Source organism: Streptomyces sp. NPDC127129, assembly GCF_042671585.1.
Taxonomy (GTDB): domain Bacteria; phylum Actinomycetota; class Actinomycetes; order Streptomycetales; family Streptomycetaceae; genus Streptomyces.
On sequence record NZ_JBHXTV010000003.1, the window covers coordinates 88,980 to 108,511 of the forward strand.

Consider the following 19,532-nt stretch of genomic DNA (forward strand, 5'->3'; position numbering starts at 1 on the left):
ACGGACATCGCAGGGAGGTTCTGGAACATGGTTCGTCTCCCTGCGGCTGCCTACGGTCGAGGACATGACGAACGACACGCACACCGGCATGACGACGACCCGCGCCGTGCTCTTCCACGAGCTCGGCGGACCCGAGGTGCTGACCGTGGAGGAGGTGCCGCTCCCCGCGCCGGGCCCGGGCGAGGTGCTCGTCCGGGTCGAGGCCGTCGGCCTCAACCGCGCCGAGGCGCTGTTCCGCGCGGGGACCTACTACTACCCGGCCACGCTGCCCGGTTCCCGGCTCGGCTACGAGGCGGCGGGGGTGGTGGAGGCCGTCGGCCCGGACGTCACCGCGTACGCCCCCGGCGATCCGGTCATGGCCGCGGCCAACTTCGACTTCGGGGTGCACGGCGTGCACGCCGAGCGCGTGGTGCTCTCCCAGGAGTACCTGGTGCCCGGGCCCGCGGGCGTGGACGCGGTGACCGCGGCCGCCGCGTGGCTGACGTACTCGACGGCGTACGGCGGGATGGTGGAGGCGGGCGGGCTGCGTCCCGGCGACCCGGTGGTGATCACGGGGGCGTCCAGCGGGGTGGGGACGGCGGCGATCCAGGTGGCGCGGCGGATCGGCGCGGTGCCGATCGCCACGACGCGGGGCGAGGGGAAACGGCGCCGGCTGCTCGACCTGGGCGCCGAGCGGGTGATCACGACCGAGAGCGAGGACGTGGTGAAGGAGGTGCGGCGGTTCACCGGGGGCCTCGGTGCGCGGCTCGTCTTCGACGCGATCGGCGGGCCGGGCTTCTCGGAGCTCGGGAACGCCCTGGAGCCGGGCGGCACGGCGGTGCTCTACGGCTGGCTCGACCGGCGGCCGGCCACGATGCCGATGAACTGGCCGATCACGGTGCGGGGTTATGCCAACGGCGCGGTGGTGCGCGACATGGAGGGCCGGAGCCGGATCGCCGGGTTCATCGGCTCCGGTCTGCGCGACGGCTCACTGGCGCCGGTGATCGCCGAGACCTTCGAGGGCCTGGAGCGGATCACCGACGCCCACCGGCTGATGGAGTCCAACGCGCACACGGGCAAGATCGTGGTGCGCGTCCGACGGCCGTGACGGGTCAGCGGCGGGGCACGCCCAGCGGGTTGCCGTCGCGCAGCTCGGGCGGAAGCAGGTGCTGCGGGGTCGACTGGTACGTGACCGGACGCAGCCAGCGCTCGATCGCGGTCGCGCCGACCGAGGTGGAGGTGGAGGTGGTGGCCGGGTAGGGGCCGCCGTGGTGCTGCGCGGCGGCGACCGCCACGCCGGTCGGCCAGCCGTTGACGAGCACACGGCCCGCGAGCGGCGTCAGCTCGGCGAGCAGGGAGGCCGCCTCCGGGTCCTCGTCGGCCATCTGGAGCGTGGCGGTCAGGTTGCCGGGGAGCAGGGCGAGGACGGCGGTGACCTCGTCGCGGGTGGCGTAGCGGGAGACCACGGTCACCGGTCCGAAGCACTCCTCCAGGAGCGCCTCGTGGCCGCCGGCCAGCAGGTCCGCGGTGTCGACGGTCAGGATGCCCGCGTTGACCGTGTGCTCCCCGCCCGCGCCGGGTGTGACGGGGGCGGTGACGCCCGGGAGTCCGCCGCGCTCGCTCGTTCCCGCGAGGAACGCGCCCCGCATGCGGTGGTCGAGCATCACACCGGGCTCGGACTGGCTGACGGCGTCCGTGAGGGCCGACACGAAGCGGTCGCCGGCCTCACCCGTGGGGGCGAGGACGAAACCGGGCTTTGTGCAGAACTGCCCCTGGCCCATGGTCATGGAGGCGGCGAGCCCGGCGCCGATCTCCGCGGCCCGCTCCTCGGCGGCGGCGCCGGTGATCACCACCGGGTTGAGCGAGCCGAGTTCGCCGTGGAAGGGGATGGGCACCGGACGGGCCGCCGCCGCGTCGAAGAGCGCCCGCCCGCCCCGTACGGAACCGGTGAAGCCGGCCGCCGCGACGAGCGGGTGGCGGACCAGCTCGACGCCCGCGTCGAAGCCGTGGACCAGGACGACCACGTCCTCGGGGAGACCGGCCTTGGCGGCGGCCCGGCGCAGCAGCGAGGCGCAGAGCTCGGACGTGGCCGGGTGGTCGGGGTGGGCCTTGATCACGACCGGGCAGCCGGCGGCGAGAGCACTGGCCGTGTCGCCGCCCGGGACGGAGAAGGCGAGCGGGAAGTTGCTCGCCGCGTAGACGGCGACGACGCCGAGCGGGATCTTCCAGCGGCGCAGGTCGGGCCGGGGCGGGGTGGTGGCCGGATCGGGCAGGTCGACGCGTACGTCGAGGAAGGAGCCCTCGTCGACGACGTCCGCGAAGGACCGCACCTGGGCGGTGGTGCGGGCGAGTTCACCGGTGAGCCGGACCGGGCCGAGCGCGGTCTCGGCGTCGGCCGCCTCGATGACCTGCGGCCCCGACTCGTCGAGGAGGTCGGCGGCGGTACGGAGCAGAGCGGCCCGCGCCGTACGGTCGGCGAGCGCCTCGCGGGTGGCGGCCGCGGAGCGGACTGCCCGGTCGATCTCGTCCCCTGTGGCCTCCACCGCAACCTGCTCCCGCGGCTTCCCCGTCCGGGGGTCCACACTCCACACTGGTTCAGCTGCCACCGGATGCCCCTCCGTGCGCCCTGTTCGCTATTCTGAACAGAGTTCCTGTAGATGAATCAGGACTCTATTGACGGGCGTGCCGACTCCACAAGAGGCACGGGAAGAGGGGGCGAGGTCAATGTCGACCGACACGGGTGGGGCCCAGGTCAAGTCCGCGGTGCGCACGGTGGAACTGCTCGAGTACTTCGCCGGGCGTCCCGGGATGCACTCGCTGGCCGCCGTCCAGGAGGCTGTCGGCTACCCCAAGTCCAGCCTGTACATGCTGCTGCGCACCCTGGTCGAGCTGGGCTGGGTCGAGACGGACGCGACGGGCACGCGGTACGGCATCGGCGTGCGGGCCCTGCTGGTCGGTACCTCGTACATCGACGGCGACGAGGTGGTGGCCGCCGCCCGGCCGACCCTGGACCGGCTCTCCGACGACACCACCGAGACCATCCACATGGCGCGGCTCGACGGCACCAACGTGGTCTACCTGGCGACCCGTCAGTCCCAGCACTACCTGCGGCCGTTCACGCGCGTCGGCCGCCGGCTGCCCGCCCACTCGACCTCGCTGGGCAAGGCGCTGCTCGCCACCCACAGCGACGAGCAGGTCCGCAAGCTGCTCCCGGAGACGCTGCCCGCGCTGACCGAGCACACGATCACGGACCGCGAGAAGCTCATCGAGGAACTGCACCTCGTCCGCGAGCAGGGCTACGCGGTGGACCGCGAGGAGAACACCCTCGGGCTGCGCTGCTTCGGCATCGCGATCCCCTACCGGACCCCGGCGCGCGACGCGATCAGCTGCTCGGTGCCGGTGGCCAGGCTGACGCCCGGACACGAACAGATGATCAAGGACGCGCTCTTCGACGCCCGCGACCGCCTGACCCTGGCGACGCGCCGCCTCTGAGCACCGGGGCGGGGGCCGTCCGGCGGGCGTCGGGGCTTCTCCCCCGCGCGGCGGAGGCGGTTCGTCGCCGGGCAGGAGGTGGGGGGAGGGGCCCGCGCGGGAGCGTGGAGCCATGACGCAGACCGCTCCCCTCCCCCCTTCCGCACCCACCGGCACCGGCCGCCCGGACGCCGCGCGCCGGATCCTGCACGCCCTGGCCGTCGTGGCCTGTCTCCCGTACATCTCGCTGAAGATCGCCTGGGTGGCGGGCAGCGAGATCGGCATCCCGGCGGGCAGCGTGCTCCTGGAGCACCGGACGCTGCTGATCGTCGCCAACTCGGTCTCCGTGGTGATGGACGCCGTGGTGGCCGTCCTCGCCCTGCTCCTCACCCGGCCGTGGGGCCTGCGGGTCCGGGCCTGGCTCCTCACGTTCCCTCTGTGGGCCGCGACGGGGCTGCTCTCCCCGATCATGGTCGGCTTCCCCGCCCAGCTCGCGGTCTCGCTCGTCACCGGCCCGCCGGAGCCCGCCGCCGACAGCGAACCCTTCCTCGACGGCTGGGTCTTCGGGGTCGTCTACGGCGGCTTCATCGTCCAGGGCCTCGCGCTCGGCACGCTCTTCGTCCTCTACGTACGCGAGCGCTGGGCACCCGTCTGGCACGGCACCCTGGGCGAGCTGCCCGCCCGGCTCTGCGGAACCGGCACGCGTGCCGCCGCCGTCGTCGCCTCCCTGGCCGCCCTGGTGCCCGCGGCCGTCCATACGATGTGGGCGTCGGGCTCGACGCGGGGTCTCTCGCCGGCCCAGATCGCCCGGCGCACCGACGACTTCCACGTCCTGGAGGGGCTGCGCGCGCTCTTCGTCGCCGTCGCCGTCGTCGGTGTCCTCCTCCTGGTCTTCCGGAGGACCGGCGCGCTGTCGGTCCGTACGACCCTGGGCCTGGCCTGGGTCGGCTCGGGCGGAGTCGGGTGCTGGGGCGCGTACATGCTGCTCGTGACCTTCATGCCGGACACCGATCCGGCCAAGACCTTCACCGGCCTGGCGCAGCTCACCTACGCTGCAGAAATGATCACCGGGTTCCTGCTGGCCGGCTGTGTGGCCGTCTTCCTGCGACGCCGGAGCGCAAGCGCGTGAGACCTCCGCTCCCACCTCTGCTCGGCCGGCGCGCCCGGCTCCGATGGATCCATCTCATCCTGGGCGGCGCCCTGTTCATGCCGTACTGGCTGGTCGGCACCGTGGTCGTGGGGATGCTCACGGGCGAGGGGTCGATGTTCTCGGGCGGTCTCACCGTGCAGTTGGGGGCGTACGCGGTCGGCCTGCCGCTCGTCACGGTCTCCGCGCTCTTCCCGCTGACCCGGCCGATGTCGGTGGCTGCGGCGCGGGCGCTCTGCGGGGTCGAGGGCGACCGGCTCGCGGACGGACCCGCACGGGGGCGGAGCGCGAAGGCGCGGACGGCGGGCTGGTTCACGCTCCATCTGGGGATCGGCGCGCTGGTCAGCGGGGCGACGCTGGCCCTGCCGCCGTTCGCGGTCACGGTGATGGCGCTGCCGTTCTCGGAGTCGCTGCAGAACTCGGAGCTCACCTCGTTCTGGGGTCTGGACCGGCCCTGGCTGCTGTGGGCCGCCGTCCCGGCCGGGCTGCTGATGCTCCTCGCGCTCATCTCCGTCGCCGCCGGCACGGGAGCCCTCCTCGCCCGGCAGGCGCCGCTGCTGCTCGGACCGAGTCCGGCGGACCGGCTCGCCGCGGCCGAGCGGCGCGCCGCCGAACTGGCGGTACGGAACCGGCTGGCGCGCGAGCTGCACGACTCCGTGGGCCACGCCCTGAGCGCGGTGACGCTCCAGGCGAGCGCGGCCCGCCGGGTCCTGGACACCGACGTGGAGTTCGTACGGGAGGCCCTGGCGGCGATCGAGGAGACGACCCGGCGCACGGTCGGCGAACTGGACTCGGTGCTGGGCCTGTTGCGCGAGGGCGAGGACGGCGGGGAGCCGGCCGCGCCCCGGCTCGACGCGCTCGACGCGCTGGTGAGAGGCGCCGGGCGGCAGGTCGAGCTGACGGTGACCGGGGCGCTGGACCGGGTGCCGGACGCGGTGTCGCGGGAGGCGTACCGGATCGTCCAGGAGGGGCTGACGAACGCGGCACGGTACGCGGGCGGGGAGCGCGTGACGGCGCGCCTCGCCCTGGACGACGACGAGTTGGAGATCACGATGGAGAACCCGCTGCCCGCACGGGCCCCGGTGGCCCGCCCCGACGGCGGCCGCGGCCTGCGCGGCGTCGCCGAACGCGCACGTCTGCTCGGCGGAACGTCCGAGGCGGGCCGGGTGGCCGACGTCTGGCGCCTCGCGGTGCGCCTGCCGCTGGGGACGGCGAGCAGGCCGAGCATCACGGGGGAGGCCGGCCGGTGATCCGGGTGGTGCTCGCGGACGACGAGCGGATGGTGCGGACCGCCCTGCGGGTGATCCTCGACGCGGAGCCCGGCCTGGAGGTCGTCGGCGAGGCGTCCACGGGTGCCGAGGCCGTGTCGGTGGTGCGCGAGGCGCGGCCGGACGTGGTCCTGATGGATGTGCGCATGCCGGAGATCGACGGGATCCGGGCGACGGAGCAGATCCTGGCCGGGATGGCGCAGCCGCCGCGGATCGTGGTCGTGACGACCTTCGAGAACGACGCGTACGTCTACGACGCGCTCCGGGTCGGGGCGGCCGGCTTCCTGCTGAAGCGGGCCGGCGCGGAGGAGCTGGTGGACGCGGTCCGGCTGGTCGCCCGCAGCGACTCGCTGCTCTACCCGGCGGCGGTACGGGGCCTGGCCGCCGAGCACGCCCGCCGCCGGCCCCCGGCGGCGCCGCCCTGGGTGGCCCGGCTGACCGAGCGGGAGGCGCAGGTGCTCCGGCTGGTGGCGACGGGGCTGACGAACGCGGAGATCGCCGGCCGGATGGGGGTCGGCCCGGCGACGGTGAAGACGCATGTGGCGGCGGTGCTGGCCAAGACGGGGGCGCGGGACCGTACACAGGCGGTGATCGTCGCGTACGAGTCGGGGTTCGTGAGCCCGGGATGAGATGAACGTTTCCTGAGAAACGGGACACATCTGGAACGCGGCGCCCCCGCTCGCTCGTCCCGCATATGGGATGAACAAGACGATCAGGCGCGCCTCGGCCTTCTCGCTGCTCCTGGTGCTCGCCCTGCTGGGCCGGGCGACCTGGGTGCAGGCGTACGAAGGCAAGGCCCTCGCGAACGACAAACAGAACCGGCGGCAGGTCATGGCGCAGTACGCGCAGCCGCTCGGGAACATCGTCGTGGCCGGTTCGCCGGTCACGGGCTCGAAGCGGACGGAGGGCGGTGACCTCGCGTACAAGCGTGACTACACCGACGGCGAGCTGTACGCGGCCGTCACCGGGTACAGCTCCCAGGCGTACGGCGCCACCCAGCTGGAGGGGATCTACTCCGACGTCCTGGACGGCACCGACACCCGGCTGAAGAACCCGCTCGACGCCCTCACCGGCAAGCAGCAGGAGCCGGGTGATGTGCTCACGACCATCGATCCGGCCGTCCAGAAAGCCGCGTACCAGGCGCTCGGCGACAACAAGGGCGCGGCCGTCGCCATCGACCCGAAGACCGGCAGGATCCTCGGGATGGTGTCCACCCCCTCGTACGACCCCTCCGCGATCGCCGGTCTGACCGACGGCGCCACCTGGAAGGAGCTGACGGGGGACGAGGACAAGCCGCTGGTCAACCGTGCCCTGAGGCAGCCGCTGCCACCCGGCTCGACCTTCAAGCTGGTCGTCGCCGCGGCCGCCCTGGAAGAGGGTCTGTACGGCTCCGTGGACACGGCGACCGAGAGCCCGAACCCCTACAGGCTGCCCGGCACCACCCGCGACCTGGAGAACGAGAACCCCTCCGCGCCCTGCGAGAACGCCACGATCCGCACCGCGCTCCAGTACTCCTGCAACAACGTCTTCGCCAAGATCGCGGTCGATCTCGGCCAGGACAAGGTGAAGGCGATGGCGGAGAAGTTCGGCTTCAACGACGAGGAGATGGACGTGCCGGTACGCGCCTACGCGAGCGTGTACCCGTCCGGCATGGACAAGGCGCAGACGGCCCTGACCGGCATCGGCCAGTTCGATGTGACGGCGACCCCGCTCCAGATCGCCATGGTGTCCGCGGCGATCGCCAACGACGGGCTCATGGCGGCGCCCCACATGGTCTCGAAGGTGGTGGACTCCGACGGGGACACCCTCGACTCCTTCGAGGACGGGGACACCCGGCGGGTCGTCTCCTCCTCGACGGCGGAGCAGCTGCGCAGCGCGATGGTGACCGTGGTGGACAAGGGCACGGGCACGAACGCGGCGATCGGCGGCGCCGAGGTGGGCGGCAAGACGGGTACCGCCCAGCACGGCGAGAACAACAGCAGGACGCCGTACGCCTGGTTCACCTCCTACGCGAAGGACGCGGACACCGGCAAGGAGGTCGCGGTCGCGGTGCTGATCGAGGACTCGGGCGCGGCGCGCTCGGAGGTCAGCGGCAACCGCCTCGCGGCCCCGGTGGCCCAGAAGATGATGAAGGCGGCGCTGAAGTGACCTACCGGTCCAGGGGCCTTGCCATGAAGAGGGCGGTCTCGCCCTCGGACTCGGTCCCGGTGTAGAGGGTGGTGTCCAGGCCGCAGAGCCGGAAGCCCATGCGCCGGTAGGCCCGTACCGCCGGGACGTTGACGCTGGTGACCTCCAGCCAGGCGGTGCGGGCGCCGTGCTCGCGGCCGTGGGCGAGGGCCCGGCGCATCAGCTCGCCGCCGATGCCGCGGCCGCGGTGGCCGGGGCCGACGGTCAGCTGGTGGACGACGAGCCGCCGGTTCCACTCCTCCACGGCGACGGCGATGAACCCGACGGGTCTCCCGTCGGCGTCGACGGCCACGATCTCGTGCCGGCCGTCGTCCGCCCCGCCGTCCTCCGGCCCGTCCTCCGGCTCGTCCTCCGGCCCGTCCTCCGCCGGGAAGACCTTGACCAGCGGCGGGTAGACCGCGGTGAGCCGCAGCCCGAACCCGACGTCCCCGGAGGCGACTTCGTAGACGTACTCGGTGGTGAAGGAGTCGTCGAGCGCGGCGAGGGCCGATTGGTCGGCAGGCCCCGCGACGCGATATGCAAGGTCACGCATGAGCCGAGCATAGTTTCGAACCGCGGAGGACCGCCGTGCGACTGCCCCGTTCCCTGTCAGGCTGGACCATGGCCGTCTTCGGCCTGCTCGCCGCCGCACTGGGGGTGGTGGGCCTGGTGTCGCCCGATGCCCTGCTCGCACTGATGGGCTTCGACCCCATACCCGGCGGGGACCGGGCGGACGGGGACCACACCCTGGTCTTCCTCACGGCCTCCTCGATGGCCGCGCTCAACATGGGCGTCTACTACATCCTGGCGGCGCTCGCGGACTGGAAGGCGTTCTTCCGCTGGACGGTCCCGTTCCGGCTCCTCACCTGCGCCGTCTTCACCCTCGCCGTCGTCACCGGCCGCGCCCCGTCCGGCTTCCTCGGCGTGGGCCTGTGGGAGGGCCTGGGCGCCCTGGTGACGTGGGCCGCCCTGCGCCACGAGGACCGGGCGCGCACGAAGCGCGTGGCGTGACCCCGCCCCCTCCCCCGGAACCGGGCCGGGCCCCAGCCGTCCGTAGCCCGTCCCTCTAGGGCATCTGCCCGATCCGCGCGCCCCGCCTCAGGGGCCAGGCTGCGGGCATGAAGTGGACTGCGGGTCTCTATCTGACCGGAGTGCTGGTGTCGGGCTTCGGCTCGACGGCGATGTGGCTGGCGTCGGGGATCTGGGTCAAGTCCCTGACCGGCTCGGACAGCCTGGCGGCGCTGACCGTGTTCGCCCTGTGGGCGCCGGCGCTCGTCGGGCCGCTGCTCGGCACGGTCGCCGACCGGGTGCGGCGGCGGCCCTTGATGGTGTGGTCGAACGCGGCGATGGCGGCGCTGCTGCCGGTCCTGCTCTGGGTCGACCGGGCGGACCGGGTGTGGCTGCTGTTCGCCGTCCTCGTGCTGTACGGGATCCAGGGAACCGTCCACGACGCCGCGGAGGTCGCGCTGGCGGCGAGCGCGCTCGACAGACGGTTCCTCGGGGACTTCAACGGGCTTCGGACGACCGTGAACGAGGGCGTGAAGCTGGTCGCCCCGCTCGTCGCCGCGGGTCTCTTCGCACGGTACGGCGCCGGGCCCGTGGCGCTGCTCGACGCGGTGACGTTCGCGCTGGCCGCGGGCGTGTTCGCGCTGATGCGGGTACGGGAGGAGAGGCCGGTGCGCCCGGCCTCGGCGCACTGGCTGCGGGACACGGGCGAGGGACTGCGCGCGATCGGCTCCTCTGCCGTCCTGCGCCCGCTCGTCCTGGCCGGGTCGTTCACGATGCTGCTCGCCGGGGTCAACGGGGCGGCGATCTACACCGTGGTGGACCAGGGGCTCGGTCACTCCCCCGCGTACGCCGGGGTGCTGTACGCGGCGCAGGGCGCGGGCTCGGTCGTGACGGGCCTGGCGGCCGGGCCGGTGCTGCGGCGCGTCCCGGGGCGGTCGGCGGCCGCCGCCGGGCTCGCCCTCTTCGCCGTGGCGGCCGGTGTCCGCGCCGTCCCGTACGACGGCGTGGCGCTGGTGGCGAGCGGGCTGATCGGGGTGGGCCTGCCGCTCGTCCTGATCGCCGTCATGACGGCGGTCCAGCGGGAGGTCCCCGCGGACGCCGTGGGGCGGGCGGCGGCGACGGCCCACACCCTGGTCTTCGTCCCGAACGCGATCGCCCTGGCGCTGGGCGCGGGCCTGGTGGCGCTCGTCGACCTGCGGGTCCTACTGCCGCTGCTGGCCGTCGCCGGTCTCGCCGGGGCGGGCGTCCTGGCCGCCCGTGGGGCGCCCGGGCGGGTCGGCGCCCAGGTGGGGGCGGACGCCTGAGGCGTCCGCCCGCACCTCAGCCGAGCGCCCGCAGGGCCTTCGCCACCAGGGCGAGGTCGGCGTCGGAGGCCAGACCCGCGTGGTAGAGACGGAGTTCGGTGGCGCCCTCGGCCGCCGCCCGCTCGGCGTCCTCCGCGAGCGTGCCGGGGGAGCCTCCCATGCCCGTCACCACGCCGATGTTGGCCGCGAGGACGGTGTCCGGGCCGGCGGCGCGTGCGAAGGGGGCCACGGAGGCGGCCGGGGTGACGACGCCGTCCGCGACTCCGAGGACGTGGTCCGGGTCGGTGCCGGCGTTGGCGCCGCAGCGGTACGGGAGCGGGTCCGCGTGGAGCAGGACGCGGAAGCCGGGCGCGGCGGCCGCGCGGACGGCGGCGACGGCGGCCTCCTGGAGGGTGCGGGCCGTCCGTGCGCGCCGGGCGAGCACCGTGTCCTCGAAGGCGCCGAGCCCTCGTGCCGGACCTCCCGCCCACACCGGCTCCAGCGCGCCCCGCACGGCCGCCGCCAGCGCGTCGGGATCGACGTCCTCCTCCCCGTACCCCTGCCGGCAGGAGGGGCAGAAGCAGAGGGACATCAGGTACTGCTCGCGGTCGCCGAGCGCGACGCCCGCGGTCTTGTCGTGGGCGTGGAGGTGGGCCAGGCCGTACCAGCCGCAGGACTCCAGCTCGGTGCCGGCCGCTCCGGGCCGTACCGCCGCTTCGACCGCCAGGTCCACCAGGTAGGCGCGGACGCCGGGCTGGGCGATGCAGGGCGCCCACGGGTAGCGGTCTCCGTAGGCGTTGACGACCGAGGTCGCCGGATGGTCGGCGCCCAGACGGGAGTTGTGGGCGAGAACGACCCAGCTGTGGACCTCCAGGCCCGTGTCCGCGAGCGCCCGGGCCGCCTCGCCGTAGGCGTCGCCGGGCGCCCACGCGCCGGCCTCGTACGGCCGCAGCCCACGCCCCGACCAGCGGGCGCCGTCCGGCGGGTAGAGCACGGCGGCGTGTTCGGCAGTGACGACGCGGTGCCGGGGGTGCCGGGGTGTCAGGGCGCGGGTGGAGTGGTACGCGGAGGCGAGCGTGACGCTCGTGACGCCCAGGTCCGCGAGGCGTCCGGGCGCGGCCGGGTCGCCGACGACGTCCCACGGGTAGACGAAGGTCCCGGTCCTCACGCGTCGCCCCCGAGCAGCGCGCGTCCGCGCTCGATGATCGTGGCGAGTTCCTTCAGGTGCTCGGGCGCGGGCTCGCTGAGCGGCGGCCGTACCTCGCCGACGTCCAGGCCTCCCATCCGTACCGCGGCCTTGACGAGGGAGACGGCGTAGCCGCGCCCCTTGGCGCGGAGTTCGACGAGCGGCCGGTAGAAGCCGTCGATCAGCCGTTCCACGGTCGTGTCGTCACCGGCCGCGAGGGCGCGGTGGAAAGCGAGGGCGATGTCGGGGGCGAAGCAGAAGACGGCCGAGGAGTAGAGGGTGACGCCGATGCCCCGGTAGGCGAGTCCGGTGAGCTCGGCGGTCGGCAGGCCGTTGAAGTAGAGCAGGCCGAGGCCCTCGGAGCGCACGGCGCTGATGATGCGCTGCATCAGGTCGAGGTCGCCGAGGCCGTCCTTGAGGCCGATGATCCCGTCGGTCCGGGCGAGGGCGACGGCCGTCTCGGGGGTGAGGATCGCGTTGTCGCGCTGGTAGACGATGACGTCGAGGGAGGTGGCGGCGGCGAGTTCGGTGTAGTGCCGCAGGAGTCCCGCCTGGTCGGCGACGACGAGGTACGGGGGCATGGCGAGGAGCCCGTCCGCGCCCGCGTCCTCGGCCAGCCGCGCGTACCGGACCGCGAGCGCCGTGCCGTAGCCGGCGCCGGCGAGCACGGGGACCCGTCCGGCCGACTCCTCCACGGCGGCCGCGACGCAGGCCTGGAACTCCTCGGGGGTCAGGGCGTGGAACTCTCCCGTGCCGCAGCAGGCGAAGACGGCGGCGGCGCCCGCCTCGATGCCCGCGTGGACGTGCGCGCGGAAGAGGCCGAGGTCGACGGTGCCGTCCGCGGCGAAGGGGGTGACGGGGAAGAACAGCAGGCCGTCGAGCCGTTCGGCGAGCGGGGCTGTGGTCACGGGCGCTCCCAGAGAAGTCCGTCGTGCACCGTCGTGCACAGTTCTGATTGTTGTCCATACTCTTGAACACCTGCACGCTAGAGCAGCCCCGAAGTGCGGGTCAAGGCTCAAACCCGTCTCGGCCGTGCGGTCTTGACGGAGCGTGTGCGCTCTTGACGCTCCCCGGAGCCGCTCCCTACCGTGTCCACGGTTGTGAATACGATCCACGGACGGAGACTCCTCGCATGCCCACACCCCGCACCGTCCTGCTCACCGGCGCCGCCGGTGGCGTCGGCACGCTGATGCGCGCTCTGCTGCCCGCGTACGGATACGAGCTCCGCCTGCTCGACGTGGCACCCGTCGACGGCGCGCCGGACGCGATCGTCGCCGACCTCGCGGACCGGGAGGCGCTGCGCGAGGCCGTCCGCGGCGTCGACGCGGTCGTCCATCTCGCCGGGATCTCCCTGGAGGCGGAGTTCGAGAAGATCGTGGCCGCGAACATCACCGGCCTGCACCACCTCTACGAGGCCGCGCGCGAGGAGGGGGTCGGCCGGATCGTCTTCGCCTCCAGCAACCACGCCGTCGGCTTCACCCCGCGCCCGCGCGAGGACGGCCCGGTGATCCCCGTCGGCACCCCGCACCGCCCGGACACCTTCTACGGCCTGTCCAAGTGCTTCGGCGAGGACCTGGCCCAGTTCTACTGGGACAAGCACGGCCTGGAGACCGTCTCCGTGCGGATCGGCTCCTGCTTCCCCGAGCCGACCTCGGTGCGCATGCTGTCGATGTGGCTGAGCCCGGCCGACTGCGCGCGGCTGCTGCACGCGGCGCTCACCGCCGAGGGCGTGGGCCACACCGTGGTGTACGGCTCCTCCGCCAACACCCGGCTGTGGTGGGACCTTTCCTCCGCGCGGGCGCTCGGCTACGAGCCGCGGGACGACTCGGAGCCGTACGCGGAACGGATCATCGCCGAGCAGGGGCTGCCGAAGGAGGACGACCCGGCCGCCGCCCACGTGGGCGGCCACTTCTGCACGGAACCCCCGCGCTGGCCGCACTGACGGCGGACGGGGCGTTCCTGCACGGGTCCGGCCGGACTTTTGCGGGGGCGCCGGCCGGACCCGGGTCACAGCATGCTTGGCACACGCGACAGAAGGAACGTTACGGCTGCCCCATGTGCGGCCGCGATCCGCTGAGCGCGGCGACTGTCCACGGAACGCGGCGGATCCGGCGAAGGCCGTGCGGTCCGGCGCCTCAGCGGCCGGCGGCGCCCCGCAGCGTCTGGGAGGGCGTCTCCCCGAAGCGGGTCCGGTACTGCGCCGCGAACCGGCCGTGGTGCGCGAAGCCCCAGCGCCACGCGACCTCGCTCACGCTCAGCTCCTCAGGCCCGGCACCCCGCAGCTCCTCGTGGACCCGATCGAGCCGGACCTGACGGACGTACGCCATCGGCGACATACCCACGTACTCCCGGAACGACTCCTGGAGCCGGCGCACGCCCACCCGTGCGAGACCGGCGAGCTCGGTCGTTGTGAACGGGTGCTCGGGGCGGGCGTTCACGGCGTCCATCGCCCGCTTGACGGGCGCGGGCCGCAGCGGTTCGCCCGGATGGGCCAGCTCGTCGCGCCACGGGTGCTCGGCCGCGAGCAGCAGCCCGTTGAGCAGCGCCTCCTGGAGCGGCACGGCGACCAGCGCGTGATGGGCCAGACTGTCTCCGGCCAGCGCCTCGCGAGCCACCTGACGGGCGAAGCGCACCCAGCTCAGCCCGGGGCCGCGGGTGGTGTCCAGGCGCGGCGCGAGAGCGAGGCGCCCGCGCGGCGGGCGCCCGAGCAGCCTTTCGAGACGTTCGTGCAGCGCGGCCGCGTCGATCTTGACGGAGAGGGTGCGGCAGTCCCCGCTCCAGCGCTCCAGGACGGTGTCCCCGCACGGGTCGAGCAGCACCGCCTCGCCCGCCGTCGCGACCACCGGGGCCGCGCCGCCCTGACGCAGCTCCATCGTCCCGCCGAGCGGGGCGTTGACGTGGAAGGCCCCGAGCTCCCCGAAGCGCATGCGGACGTCCGCCCCGCAGGACAGGTCCCCGATGACCAGCGGCCCGAGGGCGACGGTGTCGAACCTCGCCGCGAAGGGCCGCTCGCGCCGCTCGATGACGTCCATGAAGTTGGCGTAGTACCGCGCGTCGATCTCCTGCCGCGCCTGGTCCACGTCCTGCGTACGAAAAGAACTCCCACCCACGAACGGAAGAATACGATCCGCTCGAATATTCATATGACGGACCTGCCCGTGACCGGCAGGATGCCCGTCATGCCGCAACCCCAGGGATTCAGCTACGAACAGCGCGCGGACGGCACGGTCGTCATCACCCACCGGGGGCGCGCCGCCGGCACCCTGCGCGGCGGTCGCGCGGAGAAGTTCCTGGCGGAGGTGGAGTCGGGGGACGCCCAGCTCGTCATGGCGCGCTGGACGGGCGCGTACAGGTTCGGCAACGAGCGCACGGCCCGGAACCACCCCCGTAACCGGAGTGGCCGAAGGTAGGGAAGGTAAGGGAACGGCAAAGCTGTCTCGCTCGTTAGCCCTGGCATGACCGCTATGACCCCCGGCTCGAACATCCCGCTCTCCGCCGCGCGCGTGGCGGTGGACGTCGCCGCTCCGGTACGGCTCGACGTCTCGGGCCTCCTGCTCAGCGCCAACGGCAAAGTCCGCTCGGACGACGACTTCATCTTCTACAACCAGCCGGCCGGCCCCGGTGTGACCTACCGCTCCGGCGGCGGCTCGGCGCCGGACGCGATCGTCGTGGACACGAGCGCCGTGCCGCCCGGCATCGAGAAGATCGTCGTCACCGCGAGCCCCGACGCCGCGGGCCAGACGTTCCAGGGCATCGAGCCCACCGCGACGATCCGCAACGCGGACGACGGCAGCGTCCTCGCCACCTTCACCCCGCCGCAGCTCGGCACGGAGACCGCCCTGGTGGTCGTGGAGATCTACCTGCGCAACGGCGCGTGGAAGGCCCGTGCGGTGGGCCAGGGGTACTCCAACGGGCTGGCGGGGATCGCCACCGACTTCGGCGTCTCGGTGGACGAGGAGCCCGCGGCCGCCGCGCCCGCCGCCGTCCCGGCACCCGCGGCTCCGGTCGCGCCGCCCGCGGCCGTGGACCCGCGGATCGCCGCCCCCACGCCTCCCCCGGCGGCCCCCCCGGCGGCCCCCGCCCCCAGCGGCAAGATCAACCTGGACAAGGGCCGGGTCAACCTCCAGAAGAACCAGACCGTGTCCCTGGTCAAGGGCGGCCGTCCGCTGCTCTCCCAGGTCAAGATGGGCCTCGGCTGGGAGCCCGCGTACCGCGGCAAGGACATCGACCTCGACGCCTCCGTCATCGCCTACGGCCCCCAGCGCAACCACCTGGACAGCTGCTACTTCGGCAAGCTCTCCATCCTGAACGGCTCGATCAAGCACTCCGGTGACAACCTGACCGGCGAGGGCGCGGGCGACGACGAGGTCATCGTCGTCGATCTCGGCCGCCTCCCCGCCGACGCCACGGGCCTGGTGTTCACGGTCAACTCGTTCTCGGGCCAGAAGTTCACCGAGGTCGCCAAGGCGTACTGCCGGCTGATCGACGCGGCGACCGGCGAGGAGCTGGTCCGCTTCGACCTGACCACGGCCGAGCCGCAGACGGGCGTGATGATGGCCAAGCTCATCAAGCAGTTCAGCGGCGAGTGGGAGATGACGGCGATGGGCGAGTTCGTGAAGTCGCGGACCGTCCGGGGCATGGTGAAGCCCGCCGCGCAGTCGCTCTGACGGTCCGCGGTACGAGAAGGGCCCGCCGGTCGTCCGGCGGGCCCTTCCTCATGTCCAGGGACTTCGCGTCACGGGTCAGCGGCGCGGCTGGCGGCGCCACGGGCCGGTGACGGCGACCATGATGCCCGGGTCCTGGATGTTGGCGAAGAGCGTGTCGCCGTCGGGCGAGAAGACCACGCCGGTGAACTCGCTGTCGTTCAGGTCGTTGCGGGCGATGGGGTAGGTGCGCCCGCGCTCGGTGGCACCGAAGAGGTGCTGGACGCCCTCGCCGTCCTCGGCGATGACGAGACCGCCGTACGGGGAGACGGTGATGTTGTCCGGGCCGTCGTAGGCGCCGTCCTCGTCCGGGTTCGCGTTGACGCCGAGGAGGACCTGGAGGGTCAGCGTGCGGCGCTTGGGGTCGTAGAACCAGACCTGGCCGTCGTGCGCGGCGCCGGGGCTCTCGTCACGGGCGTACGAGGAGACGATGTACGCGCCGCCGTCGGCCCACCACATGCCCTCCAGCTTGCGGGCGCGGGTGACCTCGTCGGGGCCGAACTGCTCGCGGACCTCGACCTCGCGGCCGTCGCGGTCGGGGACGTCCAGCCAGTCCACGCCGTAGACCGTGCCGATCCGGGTGGCGCGGGAGAGGTCGTCGACGAAGCGGCCGCCGGAGTCGATGCAGCGGGGCGCCTGGAGGACGCCGGCGTCGTCGGCGAGGGTGCGGAGCTTGCCGCGGCCGTGCTCGAAGCCCTTCGGCGGCACCCAGCGGAAGAAGAGGCCGTTGGGCGATGAGGCGTCCTCGGTGAGGTAGGCGTGGCCGCGCTTGGGGTCGATGACGACGGCTTCGTGGTCGTAACGGCCGAACGCCTTGATCGGCTTGGGATCGCGGTTGGCGCGGCGGTCGCGGGGGTCGACCTCGAAGACGTAGCCGTGGTCCTTGGTCATGCCGTTCTCGCCGGCACGGTCGGAGTTCTCCTCGCAGGTGAGCCAGGTGCCCCAGGAGGTGCGGCCACCGGCGCAGTTGGTGGAGGTGCCGGCGATGCCGACCCACTCGGCGACGGTGCCGTCGCGGTGCACCTCGACGACGGTGCAGCCGCCGGATGCGGCGGGGTCGTAGACGAGGCCCTCGGTGAGCGGGACCGGGTGCTTCCAGCCGGACCGCTTGCCCTTGAGCTCGTGGTTGTTGACCAGGAGGGTGGTGCCGCGCGGGCCGGCGAAGGTGGCGGTGCCGTCGTGCTTCTGCGGGGTGAACTCGCCGGACTCCAGCTTGGTGACGCCGCTGTGGGTGATGACGCGGTACGTGAAGCCCGCGGGGAGGGCGAGCACGCCGGCGGGGTCCTCGACGAGGGGACCGTAGCCGAGCCGGTGCCGGTCGCCCGAGGCCGCGAGGTCGTCGGCGTGGTCGTCGAGCCGGTCGTCCGCGGTGGCGAGCGCCTCGGGTGCGGTGGCGAGCGCGGCGACCGATCCGGTCAGGACGAGCCCGGCTCCGGCGGCGGTGGAGTGCTTGGCGAACTCTCTGCGGTTGAGAGGCATGGCGTGTTCGTCTCCCTGTCGTCACCCGATGTCGGGCACACGGTCCCGCCCACGCACGAACGAGAGTTGAACAGAGAGACGCCCCCCGATGAACTGCACCCCGGCGCGGGGTACGCGGCCTGCGGGACCCGGGGCCGGCCCCGCCACCGGGCAGTCCGCCGGGCGGGGGACGGCGCTCGGCGGGGCCGTCCGCCTGGCCGGGGAGGGCGCCCGCCGGGCGGGCCGCTCACATGCGGAAGGCCGCCTACGACCCCGTACGGGACCTCGCCTTGAAGGCTGCCTTGCGGGCCTCCTTGGCCGCCGCCTTGTCGGGGTGGAGGCGGCCCATGGCCTCCAGGACCTCGGCCGTCGCCGGGTGTTCCACCCGCCAGGCCGCGTCGAAGAAGCCGCTGTGGCGGCCGGTCAGCCCCTCGATCAGCTCACGGAGTTCGTCCAGGTCGCCCCGGGCGTCCAGCTGCGCCGCGATGGTGTCGATCGCCAGCCAGAAGATCATCGACTCCGACGGCGCCGGCACGTCCGCGGCCCCCCGCTCCGCGAGCCAGACCCGGGCGAGCCCGCCCAGTTCGGCGTCGTCGAGCACCTCCCGTACCGCGGGCTCCGCGTCCGCGCCCACGAGGGAGAGCGCCTGCTGGCAGTGGAGCCGGCGCAGCGGGGAACCGGCGTCGGCGCCCCGCGCCGCGGCGAGCAGCTCCCGTGCCGCGCTCACGGCGTCACGCCCCGCCAGCCAGGCCACGGTCTCGGCGCGCGCCGCCGGCTCGGGGTAGACCGCGAGACCGTCGAATAGCACGTCCGCCCCCTTGTCGGCCAGCTCGCCGACGGCCGGCGCGTCGACGCCCGCCTCCAGCATCCGGGCCCGTACGCCGTAGAGCCCGAGCGGCGTCAGCCGGACCATGCCGTACCGGGTGACGTCCTCGTCGTCGACCTCGTCGATCCGCGCGGTGGGCTCCTCGCCCTCCTCGACCATCAGGGCCTCGTCGACGGGCTGGTACTCGACGAGCCCGATCGGTTCGAGCAGCCGGAACTGCTCGTCGAGGCGCATCATGGCCTCCGAGACCTGCTCCAGGACGTCGTCGGTCGGCTCGCCCATGTCGTCCGGGACGATCATCGACGCGGCGAGCGCCGGCAGCGGCACGGGTCCCTCGCCCGGTCCGCCCTCGCCGACCGTCAGCAGGTACAGGTTGCCGAGCACGCCCTCCAGGAACTCGGCCTCCTCCTCCGGGTTCCAGTCGAGCAGCTCGAAGTCGATCTCGCCGTCCTCGCCGATGACGTCCGCCAGGTCGTCGAGGACGGGCGCGGTGGCGTCGGCGAAGACGACGTCGAGGCCGTCGAGCCAGATCCCGAGGACGTCGAGCGGGGCGCCGCCGGTGAGGAGGCCGAGGTTCTCGCCCGGGGCGACCGTGCCCGGGGTGTCGCCCTCGTCGCCGTCCTCGTCACCGTCCTCGTCGCCGTCCTCGACCTCGACGAGCCCGGTGTCGACCGCGAGGCGCCAGGCCTCGCTCGCGTACGCCTCGCCGTCCTCGTCCGATGTGAGACCCAACACCTCGGCGGCGGCGGGCAGTTGCTCGTCGACGAGTTCTCCGCCCGCGCCCACCCTGGTCTCGGGCCCGGCCCAGCGGGCGAGCCGGGCCGCCCGCGCCAGCAGGGGCGCGGCCAGGGCAGCCCGCGCCAGCTCCGCGTCCGAGTGCAGCTGAACGGGGGGCAGGGTGGGGCGATCCGGTGCCATCTGGGGTCTTCTCCTCGAAGGGCCTGCGAGTCCGGGGGGGCCGGTCGCGCGGTCGGCGAACGGACTTCAGCGTAGACGCATTTCCCGTCCGGCCCGTCGGTTCACCGAGGCGTCAGCCT

General features: G+C 73.5%; 18 protein-coding genes. 11 read left to right on the forward strand and 7 right to left on the reverse strand.

The features are described 5' to 3' along the window. Nucleotides 1-64 precede the first annotated feature (64 nt). Entirely contained in the window at nucleotides 65-1,087 is a 1,023-nt protein-coding gene (locus ACFVGW_RS06530) for a zinc-dependent alcohol dehydrogenase family protein (RefSeq protein ID WP_385851065.1), read from the forward strand. A gap of 4 nt (nucleotides 1,088-1,091) precedes the next feature. Here ACFVGW_RS06530 and ACFVGW_RS06535 read toward each other — a convergent pair whose 3' ends face one another. Next, the gene (locus ACFVGW_RS06535) at nucleotides 1,092-2,570 is read right to left on the reverse strand and encodes an aldehyde dehydrogenase (NADP(+)) (protein WP_385851304.1); all 1,479 of its coding nucleotides are present in this window, start codon (nucleotides 2,568-2,570) and stop codon (nucleotides 1,092-1,094) included. A gap of 133 nt (nucleotides 2,571-2,703) precedes the next feature. On the opposite strand from ACFVGW_RS06535, the gene ACFVGW_RS06540 reads away from it, so the two are divergent. The 5 genes from ACFVGW_RS06540 (at nucleotide 2,704) to ACFVGW_RS06560 (ending at nucleotide 8,013) form a co-directional block, all read left to right on the forward strand. Then, entirely contained in the window at nucleotides 2,704-3,471 is a 768-nt protein-coding gene (locus tag ACFVGW_RS06540; protein WP_352186235.1) for an IclR family transcriptional regulator, read from the forward strand. Nucleotides 3,472-3,583: 112 nt separating this feature from the next. Further along, a complete protein-coding gene (locus ACFVGW_RS06545; protein ID WP_385851066.1) occupies nucleotides 3,584-4,579 on the forward strand; it encodes a hypothetical protein in 996 nt (331 codons plus the stop codon). Next, the gene (locus ACFVGW_RS06550) at nucleotides 4,576-5,847 is read left to right on the forward strand and encodes a sensor histidine kinase (RefSeq protein ID WP_385851067.1); all 1,272 of its coding nucleotides are present in this window, start codon (nucleotides 4,576-4,578) and stop codon (nucleotides 5,845-5,847) included. Before ACFVGW_RS06545 ends, ACFVGW_RS06550 begins: the two co-directional genes overlap by 4 nt. Next, nucleotides 5,847-6,494, forward strand: coding sequence for a response regulator (locus ACFVGW_RS06555; protein ID WP_385851305.1), 648 nt, complete (start codon nucleotides 5,847-5,849; stop codon nucleotides 6,492-6,494). Before ACFVGW_RS06550 ends, ACFVGW_RS06555 begins: the two co-directional genes overlap by 1 nt. Before the next feature lie 70 nt (nucleotides 6,495-6,564). Next, nucleotides 6,565-8,013, forward strand: a complete 1,449-nt coding sequence (locus ACFVGW_RS06560; RefSeq protein ID WP_385851068.1) for a peptidoglycan D,D-transpeptidase FtsI family protein — start codon at nucleotides 6,565-6,567, stop codon at nucleotides 8,011-8,013. Nucleotide 8,014: 1 nt separating this feature from the next. Here ACFVGW_RS06560 and ACFVGW_RS06565 read toward each other — a convergent pair whose 3' ends face one another. Continuing rightward, nucleotides 8,015-8,584, reverse strand: a complete 570-nt coding sequence (locus ACFVGW_RS06565) for a GNAT family N-acetyltransferase (protein ID WP_385851069.1) — start codon at nucleotides 8,582-8,584, stop codon at nucleotides 8,015-8,017. Between the two features lie 68 nt (nucleotides 8,585-8,652). Between ACFVGW_RS06565 and ACFVGW_RS06570 the strand changes: the two genes are divergently transcribed. Both ACFVGW_RS06570 and ACFVGW_RS06575 read left to right on the forward strand, forming a co-directional pair. Continuing rightward, nucleotides 8,653-9,042, forward strand: a complete 390-nt coding sequence (locus tag ACFVGW_RS06570) for a hypothetical protein (RefSeq protein WP_385851306.1) — start codon at nucleotides 8,653-8,655, stop codon at nucleotides 9,040-9,042. A gap of 107 nt (nucleotides 9,043-9,149) precedes the next feature. Beyond that, entirely contained in the window at nucleotides 9,150-10,343 is a 1,194-nt protein-coding gene (locus ACFVGW_RS06575) for an MFS transporter (protein WP_385851070.1), read from the forward strand. 16 nt (nucleotides 10,344-10,359) lie between these two features. On the opposite strand, the gene ACFVGW_RS06580 is transcribed toward ACFVGW_RS06575, so the two are convergent. Continuing rightward, nucleotides 10,360-11,490, reverse strand: coding sequence for a hypothetical protein (locus tag ACFVGW_RS06580; RefSeq protein WP_385851071.1), 1,131 nt, complete (start codon nucleotides 11,488-11,490; stop codon nucleotides 10,360-10,362). Next, entirely contained in the window at nucleotides 11,487-12,416 is a 930-nt protein-coding gene (locus ACFVGW_RS06585; protein ID WP_385851072.1) for a 5-dehydro-4-deoxyglucarate dehydratase, read from the reverse strand. Before ACFVGW_RS06585 ends, ACFVGW_RS06580 begins: the two co-directional genes overlap by 4 nt. Nucleotides 12,417-12,640: 224 nt before the next feature. Here ACFVGW_RS06585 and ACFVGW_RS06590 point away from each other — a divergent pair, with 224 nt between their 5' ends. Then, a complete protein-coding gene (locus ACFVGW_RS06590; protein ID WP_385851073.1) occupies nucleotides 12,641-13,450 on the forward strand; it encodes an NAD-dependent epimerase/dehydratase family protein in 810 nt (269 codons plus the stop codon). 193 nt (nucleotides 13,451-13,643) lie between these two features. On the opposite strand, the gene ACFVGW_RS06595 is transcribed toward ACFVGW_RS06590, so the two are convergent. Next, entirely contained in the window at nucleotides 13,644-14,618 is a 975-nt protein-coding gene (locus ACFVGW_RS06595; protein WP_385851074.1) for an AraC family transcriptional regulator, read from the reverse strand. Between the two features lie 69 nt (nucleotides 14,619-14,687). On the opposite strand from ACFVGW_RS06595, the gene ACFVGW_RS06600 reads away from it, so the two are divergent. Both ACFVGW_RS06600 and ACFVGW_RS06605 read left to right on the forward strand, forming a co-directional pair. Then, entirely contained in the window at nucleotides 14,688-14,918 is a 231-nt protein-coding gene (locus ACFVGW_RS06600; protein ID WP_385851075.1) for a hypothetical protein, read from the forward strand. Nucleotides 14,919-14,963: 45 nt separating this feature from the next. Beyond that, the gene (locus ACFVGW_RS06605) at nucleotides 14,964-16,175 is read left to right on the forward strand and encodes a TerD family protein (RefSeq protein WP_385851076.1); all 1,212 of its coding nucleotides are present in this window, start codon (nucleotides 14,964-14,966) and stop codon (nucleotides 16,173-16,175) included. Between the two features lie 75 nt (nucleotides 16,176-16,250). Here ACFVGW_RS06605 and ACFVGW_RS06610 read toward each other — a convergent pair whose 3' ends face one another. Then, complete coding sequence (locus ACFVGW_RS06610; protein ID WP_385851077.1) at nucleotides 16,251-17,690, reverse strand: alkaline phosphatase PhoX; 1,440 nt, start codon at nucleotides 17,688-17,690, stop codon at nucleotides 16,251-16,253. Between the two features lie 244 nt (nucleotides 17,691-17,934). Beyond that, a complete protein-coding gene (locus tag ACFVGW_RS06615; protein WP_385851078.1) occupies nucleotides 17,935-19,413 on the reverse strand; it encodes a hypothetical protein in 1,479 nt (492 codons plus the stop codon). Between the last annotated feature and the right edge of the window lie 119 nt (nucleotides 19,414-19,532).